Genomic DNA, 13,376 nt, shown 5'->3' with positions numbered 1-13,376 from the left:
ATAAAGAAGGAATAAAAAAAGGATAATATAAATAGTAAAGGCCCAAGCTCTTTCCCACCAAGGGGCAATAACAATAATTTTTAAAACAGCGGGAGGGTTCTCCCATTGGCCTAAATTATTTGTAGCTCTGACTTTAAAAGTATAGGTTCCTGCTTTTAGATTAGTATAGGTAGCAATTCTATTGCTGGAAGAAGTGTTGATCCAGTCTTCATCAAATCCTTCCAATTGATAGCTAAACCATACTTCCCTGGGATTTTTTGAATGAAGGGCTTTAAATTCTAAAGAAAAATTAGACTCTCTGTGGGTAAGAGACACAGCTTTAGTAAACCTTAAAGTTTTATCCAAAACCTTCCGATCATTAATTTTTTCACCAATCTTTACTTCATCGTGATTAATGGTTAATCTTGAAAGATATGGTTGGGGAATAGTTTTATCACCTTGTATACTATCCGGATAAAAGGCCGTCAATCCATTAATTCCACCAAAAAATATCTCTCCTTCCTGACTTTGAAAATATGCATCCCAAATAAAGGAATTTGTATGAAGGCCATCACTTTGGTAGTAATTCATAAATTGCCCAGAAATGGGATCAAATTTCCCTATGCCATTTCTCGAGCTTAACCAAATAAATCCATGGTTTCCCTCCACCAAACCATAAATGGTGTGTGCTGGCGCCCCCCTTTGAACATCATATTTAATAAAAGATGCCTCCTCTTTATTCAACATCATTTTCACCAAACCGTTGACACTTGAGGCCAGCCAAAAATTCTGCCTTTTATCTCTAATAATATTGATAAATCTATTATCCAGCACATTACTCTCTATATCTTTTATGTTTTCGAAAAGCAGAAGGGAATCTGTAGAAGAATTAGCAGAAAGTTGTTTATCAGAATTTATAGTCAATTTCCCAATCCCTTTATTCCAAGATGCAAACCAAAAGATATTAGGTGCCTCATAAACAACGGACTGGACATTTATCTCCTGAAGTGCCTTTACCTGATTAAAGTCGCCTCCATAGTGATTCAGTTCTCCACTGTTCCTATCAAAAATGAAAAATCCTTTGTTGGTACTTATCCAAATATTTCCCACCACATCCTCTGTAAATTCATGAATCTCTACCTTTTCGTCAAACTGTGACCTTTGAAACTTAAGTTGATGGTTCTGATAAATATTATCAGCAAAGCAAAACCCATCCTCTAGAGTTCCCACCCAAAGCCTTTCCCTGCGGTCAATAAATATGGCTGTAATAAAATTTGAACTTAATGAATGAATATCGTTTGGGTCGTGTAGGTAGTGGTTAATTTCTTCCGATTTAGAAATTCTATTTAGCCCAAAATGATAAGTTCCCACCCAAAGATTATTTCTTTTATCCTTAAGAATTGAACGTGCATTTTTACCATTTAAAGAATTAGCCTTTTGAGGGTCAAATTTAATGGGATGGAAATTTTTTACATTGAGGTTAATTTTAGTAAGTTTTCTTGAATCATAAGTGATCCAGATTAATCCCTTTTTATTCCCAAAAATGCCTCTAATATTTTCATTTAGGATACCAACTGTGCTCCCTTTCTCATATTTCAGAACTTCAATTTTTCCTGAAGATTTATTCAATATAAAAATCTTCTTTCCCACACTTATCCAAAGGCCACCTTTGAAATCTTCGTAAATAGCACTTATTGGTTCTAAAAAAATGGATTGATCCTCAATTTTATTAAATAGAAAAAACTTAATTGGATCCTTGAATTCTTCCTCTTTCGGACTAAACAGAAATAGGCCTATGTCAGTACCTAACCAAAATAACCCCTCTTTGTCCCACAGTAAGGAGTTTACCCTTTTTACTTTGGGATGAATTATAAAATTTTTGACAGATTTTCGAATGGGATCATATCTAATTAAAGATTCACCACCAATCCAAAAAACATTTTGGGTGGAATCGTAGACTAATTGCCCTTCCAGATTTCCCATATGTCTTTCTACAATCTGAGTAATAGGATCAATTCTGTTTAATCCACCTTCAGTATTCACCCAAATAAATCCTTCTTTATCTTCAATAATCACCTTGTTAGCTCTAGGAATTTTATTGGTGGCAAGACTACTTGAATCATTTGAAAGGTGCCTGTAATGATTAAACTCATCATACTGCTTATTGTAAACATTTAGTCCATTATTATATGTCCCAAGCCATATTTGACCTTTACTATCCTCAAAAAGTGTTGTTACAAAATTCTCTGAAATAGAAGTTTTACCATTTGAGTTATGAATGTAGGTGGTAAACTCATAACCATCATACTTAATTAAACCTGTTGAAGTAGCCAACCAGACAAACCCATCTCTGTCACTCAAAATGGATTCAATCTGGTCATATATCAACTCCTTATCAAAATTAGGTTGGTCATAAATTCGGAGAGATTGCTGGGCACTTAAAGAAATGCTAAGAAGTGAAAAATAAAAGAGTAAAAAAGCAACATATTTGAATTTATAACACTTCCCCATTTAATGTAGAGTTTACTTTTTAATTCAACTTAGTATAGCATTTGTTAATTAGCAAAATATTACCAAACATCCAGAACTTGTTTTTAAACATTTAAAAACTAAGCATTTGTATTATAGCAAATAAATCAAAATAACCCAAAAAGAAGGGAATGGAAGATTTTTTAAACATGAAAATAAGTAAATTTTTATAGGAAATAAATCAAGATTTTACCTCAATAGTTTTCATTAGGAGACTTACAACCTTTAACACTATGTTTGCCGATCGATACTGAATTTAAAAAATCTCACATCCCTCAGGATTGCTGGTTGCTTTCTAATTAGATTTCATAAAAGTCAACTTGCTACCATTGAATTGGCTTGCACTCTCTCAAATAGATAATTATCTTGTGGTACTAAAAGAATGTTGGGTAAACAAAACTTTAATAGGGTAATACTATCAATGATAGCCCCAATACCATACCCTAAACGTTACCCTGGATTTTGTATAATAACTTGGTCTATATAAAATTTTAATACACTCTCACTTTTTACCTTATGAATCTTGAACAGCAATTCATATTTCTTTTCAGTGCTTTAGGGGCTATAAACGGCTTTTTATTGAGTGGATACTTCATTTTTGTGAATGGGGAAAAACGACTCTCCAAATATTTTCTGGGAGGATTACTCTTAATGCTGAGCATAAGAATAATAAAATCAGTATTCATTTATTTTAATTCCAATATCTTTGAGTTCTTCATAAAATTTGGGCTATCTGCTTGCCTTTTGATAGGCCCATTTTTGTATCTCTATGTGACCAGTATGACCAAAAAAGATCACAAACTTAAAAAGGTCTGGTGGTGGCATGTAGTTCCTTTCATTATAATTATATCGGTTTTCAGTTTCAACTATTCCTATTATGAGGATCGTAACTATTGGGTACAGTTTATAAACCTTATTTATAAGCAATGGATGATCTATATCCTTATCTCTGGTAATTTCCTAAAGGGAATTTTTAAAAAACTCATAAAACCCAAACAGAAACTTTCTGACCAGGAATTTTGGCTGCTAAATATCTACATGGGCACTACCATAATTTGGATAGCTTATGAAACAACTTCTTACACTTCCTATATCGTCGGAGCTTTATCATTTTCCTTAATAGTCTACATCTCTATTCTACTTTGGGTATATAAAAGATCAAAGAAGAACATTGTCATTGAATCTCCAATCAAATATGCCAATTCTTCATTAAGTATATCAGAGGCAGAAGGCTATATGGAAAAGTTGACAAAACTAATGGAAGAGGAAAAGCTTTTTCTCAACCCTAGCCTTACATTAACAAAACTGAGTAAACAACTAGGCATTAACAGCAAAGAATTATCTCAGGTCATCAACCAAACCACGAATTTCAATTACTCCAAATATATTGTCAACTTAAGAGTTCAGGAAGCAAAACGACTTCTCTCCTTACCCGAGCATCAGCACTACACCATTGCCTCCATCGCTTATGATAGTGGCTTTAATAGCCTCTCATCTTTTAATGCATCCTTCAAAAAAGTTGTAGGCATGACGGCAAATGATTACCGCAAACAGTTCTAAAATCATCATATAGTATCCCACATTCATGAATCTGGTAGGATTGATAGGTTCTGTGACCGTGATTTACAGGAAAAAAAGTAATCACGATGAAGAAAAAATTTATCCTACTAATTGCCTTATTCGGAATGAACTCCTGGTGTTTTGCTCAATTAACATCAAGTGAAAAGACTAAAATCGAAGAGACCCTTTGGAAATACATCAATGGTCGGAATAATGGAGATCTTACCTTATTAAAGAGTGCTTTTCACCCAACGGCAGATCTCCGCTATATGAAAAAAGATAGCCTGTATACCATTTGGCCCATTGATGATTATATAGGAAATATCAAACCTGGCCGAAAGCACAACTGTAAGTCCAGAATAGTTTCTATTGATGTTCAAGGAAGTGCTGCCCAGGCAAAAATCGAGATAGAATATCCGAACTGGAAATTTGCAGACTATATCAACTTGCTCAAAATGAATGGAGAATGGCTCATTGCAGTAAAAACTTTTGCCGGTATGGCGATCGATAATAGGAAGCGGGTTCTGTTTGTACTTACCAGTCATGAGAAAATGGGAGATACTGATCGAAAAACTGGACTTCATCTAGGGGAAGTCTCTCATGTTTACAAACCCATTCATGATGCCGGCTATGAGATTGACTTTGTCAGTCCCAAAGGAGGGAAAACCAGAATGTACGGAAAAGACATGAATGATTCACTCAACCTTTGGTTTGTCCAAAACCCTACAGCCTATTATCGATTTACTCATGTCATAACGCCTGATCAGATCGATCCAAAAAAATATGCCGCCATTTATTATGTAGGTGGTCATGGTACTATGTGGGACCTGCCCAATCATACTACTTTGAATAAAATTACAAGCCAGATATATGAAAATAATGGGGTTGTAGCCGCCGTTTGCCATGGCCCCTCTGGTTTGGTCAATGTCGAGCTCAGTAATGGGGAAAACCTTGTAAAAGGAAAGCGTCTAACTTCATTTACCGACAATGAAGAGCGAGCTACAAAACAAGACAAAGTTGTTCCTTTTTTATTAGAGTCTACCTTAAAAAAACGAGGAGCCCTATTTTCAGGAGCAGATAACTGGAAAGAAAATGTAATAGTAGATGAACGTTTAATTACAGGACAAAATCCTGCTTCAGCGTACAAATTAGCAAAGGAGATGATCAGGGTATTAGAACAGAATTATTCTCATATAATAAGTAAACGAGTTAATGAAAACTGATATATACCCCTTTTATCAAATAATGATTTAAAACAAAAATCCTCGTTAAGCATTTAAAACAAACGTAGTTCCCTATTGGAAGACGACGTTTGTTTTAATTTACCTTTACCCTTACTTATAAAGCCCCTCCTCAAATTTCACAAGTATCATAAATCAATCTAAATTAATTTCTCCAATACACTTGCGTAACCAAATGATTACACTCATATTAGTAACCGAATAGTTACGTAAAAGTAAACATGAGAAGAGATGTTTTCCAAGCAATTGCCGACCCGGTCAGAAGAGATATAATAGAGTTGCTTGCAATTGAACCCCTTACGGTAAATGCGGTAGCTGAAAAATTTGACATTAGTCGACCAGCCATTTCAAAACACCTCAAAATTCTAGATGAATGTGGAATAATTCATATCAATCAAAAAGGAAGAGAACGTTATTGCCAAATTCAACCTAAAAACCTTGTACCTGCTTTCCTATGGATAGAACAATATCGCAATTTGTGGGAGGATAGATTAGACAATTTCGAGAATTATTTAATGGAACTTCAAACCAAAAATAAAAAAAATGGATAAAATGACCGAAACTGACAATCGTACCGTAACTATAGAAAGGACATTCAATGCGCCCCTTCAATTAGTTTGGGAGGCCTGGACTAAGCCTGAACATATTACCCAATGGTGGGGACCAAATGGATTAGAGGTCAAAATAATTGAGCATGACTTTAAGATTGGTGGCAACTGGAAGTATGTAATGTTAATGCGGGATGGAAGGGAGTTTATTTCTGAAGGGATGTATTCGGAAATAGTTGAATTTGAAAAAATAGTTACTTCCGCAAACTTCAAACCCATGACAGAAGGAGTCATATTAGAGGCACACTTTAAGGAAAATGGAGATAAAACTCAATTTACTTTCAAGGTGATTCACCCAACAGAAGAATATTGTAAACAACAAGAAAAAATGGGCATCTATAATGGTTGGGGCTCGGCTTTTGATAGACTGGAAGGTTTTGTATACACACTTATCAAATAAAAACTTTTACTAAGAATTTGAACAAGTAAGTGTCTCCCAAAACTAGAAAGGATAGGTTCACAAAATCCAAATCCAAGGAGCCACTATCTGTCCTTTCATGCTCTAGAGACCCCCATGAATTACTTAGCAAAAAACAGAAAGAGAATCTTTTCTTTTTCAAAATTCGATACCAAAGGATAAATTAGAAGTAATCCCTAAAAGTGGAACCATAGAGGTATTTATAATGGGATCTCTCCTATTTCTGGAATCTCTGGGTGCTAGCACTGAAACCCTTGTATCCAAAAAATTTTCTCGATTGTAAAGATTGAAAACGCTTAAGGCAATGTTTGCCTTTGCTTTATCTAAATTAAAAGTATACTTGGCACTAATGTCGAGTCGATGGTAGGTAGGCAATCGTAATACGTTTCTATCTGTCACCTTCAGAAAGCTAATAGCAGGCCCCCTATTGTCTGAACTATTTCGTGTTTCCACCCCCCGAACTAAACTATAGGGTTTCCCAGAACCATAAATCCAGGTGGCCGAAAACTCAAAGCGATTTAATCTGTAAATCCCCAACCAATTGAATTCGTGCCGTTGGTCATGGTCAGCAAAAAAGCTTTTTCCATCATTAATTTTGGGAAACCTATGTATAACTTGGCCTATAGTATAAGAAGCCCAACTACTGAACTTTCCAAAATCCTTTTTGACCATAAACTCCACCCCTTTAGAACTACCTTTCCCAACTGCAAAGATTCGATTTTCCTCTTCAAACTGGCTTAGCAAAGCACCATTTTTAAAGGCATATTCCAATAATCCATCAAATTCCTTTTGAAAGTAATTAAGTGAAATTGTTGCCCCAGCTTTGTTGTATTCAAAACCCAAAAGACCATGCCAGGAACGCTGAACCGGAACATTGGTATCATTTGCTAAAATCCAGAAATCACGGCTGCCTTCTAGCACATTTTTTGTATTAGATTGGTTAATAAACTGATAGTATAAACCTGTAGCTCCCTTGAACTGAAAAAATTCATTAAGGCGATAATTAAAAGACAACCTTGGTTCAAAGTATAACTTGTCAGTGGTTGTAAAATAACTACTTCGAATTCCAGGGCTCAAAGAAAAAGCGGAATTTAAAGAAAAAGTGCCTTGTAGGTAATGGGAAAACAGCCATTTATTATCTTCAATTTTATCGACTAACACCAAACCGTCTGCCTCATACCCAAATTGATTAGAATATAAGGAAGTCAATAATCCAGTTTCCAGTTTATTTGAATTACTCAACTCCCATTCATGATCGAATTTAAAAGTAAGGTCTTCAATATTATTATATTGGTCTTGACTTGCATTGGTCTCAAACTTTCCCAATGTAGCAGATCTATTTATACTATTTGATTGTTTTTTGAAGTCACTTTCATAAAAAGAATAAGAAAACAGCATATTTGAATAATGTTTACTATTCCACTGTCTAGATAAATTTAAGGAAGACCCTATATTTCCCCATTCAATAAAACCTAGGTCCTCCGTAGCAACATTTAGGGTGTCCCTGAAATTGCTTTGCGTTGATTGTGAATAATTCAGTACATCTTTGCTATTGTAAAAACTAAACCATAAGTGATTTTTGGGACCTACTTTTGTGGAAAATTTTAGATTAAGGTCGGAATAATAAAAATTGGGAACGAGCTCGCTTTCAGTTGTGCGAGATCTAGGTTGTCTCGCCCCAAGGGGATCTTCTATAATACTGCTTTTAAAGATGTCGAATATATTATTAAACAAAGAAGAGCCCAATTTATCAGTATACGAACGTCTTCCTGAAAAAAATAAGGTTGTACCATTATTAGAGAGTGGCACTTCCAATGTGGTATTCACACTCAATAAATTAAGCCCTAATGACCCGCTGGTCTTATACCTATTACCATCTTTTCCCGAAATATCCACCACACTGGATACACGTCCACCATATTTACTGGGGAATCCTCCCTTATATAGTCTTAATGACTTTATGGCCACCGGATTGAATGCACTAAGATATCCGAAGAAGTGATCTACGTGGTACACTGTAAAACCATCAAATAAGACCAGATTTTGATTAGAGGTCCCTCCATTAATATTTAGGCTTGAAGAAACCTCATTGGTGGCATTTACGCCTGGCAAAAGCTGCAAAGCCCTAAAAACATCTGCTTCTCCATTGGAAGGAGTTCTTAATGCCATTTTGGGATTCATGGTAATCTTGCCCGCTTGTATCTCTGCTTTAAAATTGTCCACCTCAGAAGACACCACCACCTCTTCTAATTCTACCAATCTGGGTTTTAAATGAATATGTAATCGCCTCTTTTGATATTGGTCAGTTATAGTCACCAATGTATCGTTATATTCCAAATACGACACCCTCAGTTGGGTAGATGAATTGGCATTAGGAATAGAAAAATACCCTTCTACATTGGTCAAAATATTCTTGTTGTCAGGTTCGACCCAAACATATGCATAAGGTAAGCTTTCACCCGTATTAGCATCACTAACGACCCCCGATAACACAAAACTGCTGGGCTTTTCAATTTCGTTCTTTTTCCTTCTTTTAATAATGACGGTATTATCATCAATCAATTCAAAAGTCAGCCCTGTACTTTCCAGAATTTTGTTGAACGCATCATGTACATTAAGGTTATTGACAAGTGTATTGATTTCAATATCACGAACAAACTTATCACTGAAGGCAATCTTTAGTTGGTAATTGTCCTTAAGTGTATGCAGTACTTCTCTAAGTGGAGTATTCCTGAAATCTTCATTGATCACAAAACGATCATTGCCAAACATTAAAATTGGCCAAAAAGCAAGAATAAATACAATAAGAAAAATTCCAATTCTCATGTACAATAATAGCAATATTGACCTTTACAACTAAAACATTATTAATAAAAACAATTATTTCATTAATAATACTAATTAAATAGATATCATAATTGACAAATCAAAACAGGCATTACCTAAACCCATAAAGCAAATTTCCTATTCAATCATTAACAGTAAACAAATTTTCTAACCAAAACCTAGCAGCATCATTACTCTAAAGCAGTAAACTTGATTTTTTTGCCCTTTTGTTGATATTCAAGCCCCACCGGTTCACAAACAAGTTTCAATGCTTTTGCCAAATTCTGATTATCAAAGTATCCCGAATATAAAAGGTTAGCGTAATCCTTTGGATAGCTAATCTCTACATTATACTGCCTTTCCAGCTCTGCAATTACACTTTCAAAGATTGTTTCATCGAAGAAAAAAGCTCCTTTTCGCCAGTCTTTATCGTTAGCAACATCAAATTCAAATGGTTGAAGAGATTGTGTTTTAAATGTTACCCCTTCACCTGGCTTTAAAAGTACTTGGTCATTTGTACTTTTAGAGGTCACTCTCACACTACCTGTACTGCACCTGACTTCATAACTCTTTACTCTTGCAAAAATATTGAAACTAGTTCCCAATACTTGTGTGGTTCCTAATTCAGAATCAACTACAAACTTCTCCCCTTTCTTAACTTCAAAAAAGGCTTCTCCCGTTAATGTTACCTTTCGCTCAAAAACCCATAATAATTTATTGTAACGAAGCTCTGAACCGGCGTTGATTTTCACTTTCGATCCATCAGGAAGTATCCATACTTTATGTGCGGCATTTCCTACTACAACGGACATTTCATTCCATCTATAAGTGGTATAAAACATCAAAAAGAAAATGGTGACAGAAGCAACAAGCTTATAAATAAGCCCAAGAGATGATTTTTTCTCTTTTAAAGTAGAAATTGGTTTCACTTTGTCTTCCTTCGGCAATACCTGATCCAACTTGCTCAGCATTTTCTCCACCGAAGCGTCACTGGGGGTTTCCTCACTTCGATAGGAAGACAGTTTGTTTTGTATTTTTTTATCAAAGTTTTCCATAATCCCTCCCTTAAGATGTCATATGACTTAATGCTAGCTTTAATTTATTTCTGGCCTTCGCCAAATTAGATTTCGATGTCCCTTCTGTTATCCCCAATTGCTCTGCTATTTCATGGTGCTTATACCCCTCCATTACATACAGGTTGAATACCATCTGATATGAAGGGGATAAGTCTTGAACTAGGAGCATAATTTCCTGGGCAGCTAATTGATCGATGGCATTGTCATTAAAACTCTCCATACCTCTGGCCTCCTCGAGGTCATCATGTTCGTAGTGTTTTCTATTCCTTCTAAAGTAGTCAATTGCACTGTTTATGAATATGCGCCTTATCCAACTCTTAAATCCAAAATTCGCATCGTATTGTTTAATTTTGGAGAACACCTTCAAAAAACCATCGTGTGCTATTTCTTCTGCTTCCGCCCTGGTTTTTGAATACAATAAGCAAATGCTCATGGCGTACCCATAATATTTTCTGTACAGCGTTTCTTGTGCATTTCTGCAATTTGATTTACACCCTTCAATTAGCTCTAATAGATCTTCTGTCATGCTCATTTGTTGAGGAAAATATACCGAGAATCTTACAATTCCCGGCATGCTTTGATGAAAACATAACGGTTAACGATCCATTCCACAAGTTTTCAACTCCAAAAAAATACCATTTTCATCAAAAATCAAAGCTCCAACTCCTTCTACTAAGGCATGTATTTCAACTACCTCATCACGTGTACCCGTTCTCGCTCGTAAAATTTCATTTTCAGGGTAATTTTCAATAATGTAATCAGTCACTGCAGTTGGCAATTCTTCGACAGTCAAGGCCACAAAATCACCGCAAGTCCTTTCAGGACGTTCCCTTACCTGAAGAAAATTTCCGTCCACATCAAAGATCACGGCCCCCACCTCACGAATAAGCATATGATATTGGGTAACATCTTCGTGGTCGATGAATATCGCCTTCAAAAGTGTACCATCAGGATAATTTGTCGTCAGATAATCCGCTACATTAGCAGGCAAATCCTCTAGGTTTACTTCTGCTGCATTTGGAGGTCGGTGGTCGCCAAACCGGTTTCCATGTAGTCTGTGAAGTCTTCCACCACAATCCACCAGAGAGGCCTCTTCACCAAAACCTTCCAAACTGCCGTCCGAAGAGAAAACAAGATTCATTCCGTCAGTCAAGAAAGCTTCGTAATTAGTGCTTTCTTCATCTGAAAGAACATAGGCTGAAGTAACCACTTCCCCAACAAAATTCTCTTCAATAAACGCTATTGAACTGGATGGCAAGCTTGCAGCACTAATCTCGTCTACTGTTACCTCGTCCAAATTATCAGAAACCACTTCTTCATCCTGGCAAGCAGTAAACAAAGCCAGAGATAGGACCATTGCTAAAATTTTCTTTACCATTTTCGTTTTATTTTGGTGAAACAATTTTTGAAATAATTTATTTTTGACACCGATACGGAAAGAACCCTCTAAACAGTTGCCTGTGTAAAAAAATAAAAAGAGTTTTTATCAATTAAACTTGATAATAGTAGGCTAATGAGAAGGGGAAACATAACCAATACAAGGAATAATATATTCTACAGGTTTATAATTATGTCCACTATTTTCCAACCCACCATAATAAATAGTACAAGCAGTTTTTGAAATAGAAATTCCTGCCTTTTATTTCCCTATTTCAGAGATAATAGGAACTTTACTTTAATTTTTAAGGAAACAGGTGCTATGGGGTTAGAACTAGTGTGGATGGGCTAGAAAATCGCCTATAATCAAAACCCTATTCATTTCTTTCGGTCTAAAAGTCTACTTTTGAAAAGAATGAAAGCTGATAATTTGCCTTTAGTCAGAACCTAAAACTTCACAACATAATGAATAATTTTAGAGACATATTGATTGACAAGATTGGGCTTCAAGAGGAGCATTACCTCAATTTGAGTAAAGTATTAAAGAAAGTCTATCTTAAAAAAAAAGATTTCCTATTGAAAGCTGGGAATATTTGCTCATTTATTGGATTTATTCAGGAAGGAGTTTTACGTTCCTATGTTCAGAAGGATGGAGATGAATTTAACATAGATATCTATTTACAAGGTTCTTTTGTAAGTTCTTATACAAGTTTTCTTACCCAAATGCCATCAAAAGGAAACCTTCAAGCATTAGCTGACACAACCATCTATATCATTCCATATAAAGATTACAGTGAATTATTAAAAAGCACAGGAGATTGGTACTTGTTTGGGAAGTACCTAGCCGATACCTTATTTATTAAAAAATGCCAAAGGGAAACTTCTTTATTAACAGATTCAGCCACAGAGCGGTATAGGTTACTCCTAAAAACCTATCCTCAAATAGAACAATTAGTCACTCAGTACCATATTGCATCCTATTTAGGCATAAAGCCAGAATCTTTGAGCAGGATCAAATCCTTAACCTACATCAATGAATAGCAGAGAATAGTCTTGTAGTTTTGAGCCACAAATAAAAAACTATTCATTATGGGAATATCCAAAGGCTCTATGAAACGCTATTTATCTTTAATAATCTTTATTACCCTATTTATGAAAGCAAATGCTCAAAACCAGATTCACAGAAATAATCTATTAAACGCCAACGTCGGAATGCGAACCTTTTCCTCTATTAAGGTAGTAGAAATTGAGTTTGAAGCAGGACAAAAAGGAATATATCATAAACATCCCTGTCCAGTTGTGGGATATATTGTATCGGGGAGTTGTTTGGTCCAGGTTGAAGGAGAATCCCCAAAGGTATTAAAAGCCGGAGATGCCTTTTTTGAACCTGCCGAAACTCCTATTGCCCATTTTGACAATTATTCGAACAAAGAACCCATGAAGTTTATTGCCTACTATCTACTTAATGGAGAAAAAGAGCTAATAGAAATATTACCTCCTAAGAATGGAAATTGAACTACCGCCAATTATTGGTAAAAAACTGAAGCCAGTTCCCGTGGTAAAATTAATAACGAAAAACCACTTCAGCGTTCGTTTTATTTGAAAGATTAAAAAGCAAGGTTATCGACCTCTATCATTAACCTAACCGTTATGCAAAGATAAAAAGCAAATGGGACATAATTCGAGGAATAGGACCTCAGGCGAGAAAAATACCTTGATGGAAATTAATCAGCTTAATGCCTTAAAATATTAAAATAACAAA

General features: G+C 35.4%; 11 protein-coding genes. 6 read left to right on the top strand and 5 right to left on the bottom strand.

Features of this window, described 5'->3' with window-relative positions:
- On the bottom strand, nt 1–2,490 hold a 2,490-nt coding region (locus E1171_RS18390; protein WP_155207523.1), incomplete at its 3' end, for a two-component regulator propeller domain-containing protein.
- A gap of 534 nt (nt 2,491–3,024) precedes the next feature.
- On the opposite strand from E1171_RS18390, the gene E1171_RS18385 reads away from it, so the two are divergent.
- From E1171_RS18385 to E1171_RS18370, 4 genes are all read left to right on the top strand, one after another.
- Complete coding sequence (locus E1171_RS18385) at nt 3,025–4,068, top strand: helix-turn-helix domain-containing protein (RefSeq protein WP_155207522.1); 1,044 nt, start codon at nt 3,025–3,027, stop codon at nt 4,066–4,068.
- An 86-nt stretch (nt 4,069–4,154) separates the two neighbouring features.
- A complete protein-coding gene (locus tag E1171_RS18380) occupies nt 4,155–5,291 on the top strand; it encodes a nuclear transport factor 2 family protein (RefSeq protein WP_155207521.1) in 1,137 nt (378 codons plus the stop codon).
- A 239-nt stretch (nt 5,292–5,530) separates the two neighbouring features.
- Nucleotides 5,531–5,860 carry an ArsR/SmtB family transcription factor gene (locus E1171_RS18375; RefSeq protein ID WP_155207520.1) on the top strand — a complete coding sequence of 110 codons (330 nt, stop codon included), beginning with the start codon at nt 5,531–5,533 and terminating at the stop codon, nt 5,858–5,860.
- A gap of 1 nt (nt 5,861) precedes the next feature.
- Nucleotides 5,862–6,317 carry an SRPBCC family protein gene (locus tag E1171_RS18370; RefSeq protein ID WP_222931539.1) on the top strand — a complete coding sequence of 152 codons (456 nt, stop codon included), beginning with the start codon at nt 5,862–5,864 and terminating at the stop codon, nt 6,315–6,317.
- A 156-nt stretch (nt 6,318–6,473) separates the two neighbouring features.
- On the opposite strand, the gene E1171_RS18365 is transcribed toward E1171_RS18370, so the two are convergent.
- From E1171_RS18365 to E1171_RS18350, 4 genes are all read right to left on the bottom strand, one after another.
- Nucleotides 6,474–9,161: a carboxypeptidase-like regulatory domain-containing protein gene (locus E1171_RS18365; protein WP_155207518.1), complete on the bottom strand. Its 2,688-nt coding sequence runs from the start codon at nt 9,159–9,161 to the stop codon at nt 6,474–6,476.
- 191 nt (nt 9,162–9,352) lie between these two features.
- A complete protein-coding gene (locus E1171_RS18360) occupies nt 9,353–10,216 on the bottom strand; it encodes a FecR family protein (protein ID WP_155207517.1) in 864 nt (287 codons plus the stop codon).
- A gap of 10 nt (nt 10,217–10,226) precedes the next feature.
- Nucleotides 10,227–10,811 (bottom strand): RNA polymerase sigma factor, encoded by a 585-nt coding sequence (locus tag E1171_RS18355; RefSeq protein ID WP_246164422.1) that lies wholly within the window; start codon nt 10,809–10,811, stop codon nt 10,227–10,229.
- A 21-nt stretch (nt 10,812–10,832) separates the two neighbouring features.
- Nucleotides 10,833–11,615 (bottom strand): PepSY-like domain-containing protein, encoded by a 783-nt coding sequence (locus tag E1171_RS18350; protein ID WP_155207516.1) that lies wholly within the window; start codon nt 11,613–11,615, stop codon nt 10,833–10,835.
- A gap of 464 nt (nt 11,616–12,079) precedes the next feature.
- Here E1171_RS18350 and E1171_RS18345 point away from each other — a divergent pair, with 464 nt between their 5' ends.
- Nucleotides 12,080–12,655, top strand: a complete 576-nt coding sequence (locus tag E1171_RS18345) for a Crp/Fnr family transcriptional regulator (protein ID WP_155207515.1) — start codon at nt 12,080–12,082, stop codon at nt 12,653–12,655.
- Between the two features lie 48 nt (nt 12,656–12,703).
- A complete protein-coding gene (locus tag E1171_RS18340; protein ID WP_246164420.1) occupies nt 12,704–13,129 on the top strand; it encodes a cupin domain-containing protein in 426 nt (141 codons plus the stop codon).
- Nucleotides 13,130–13,376 lie beyond the last annotated feature (247 nt).

This window comes from Xanthovirga aplysinae (assembly GCF_009711365.1).
Lineage (GTDB): Bacteria > Bacteroidota > Bacteroidia > Cytophagales > Cyclobacteriaceae > Xanthovirga > Xanthovirga aplysinae.
This window is presented reverse-complemented; position numbering and strand designations above follow the sequence as displayed.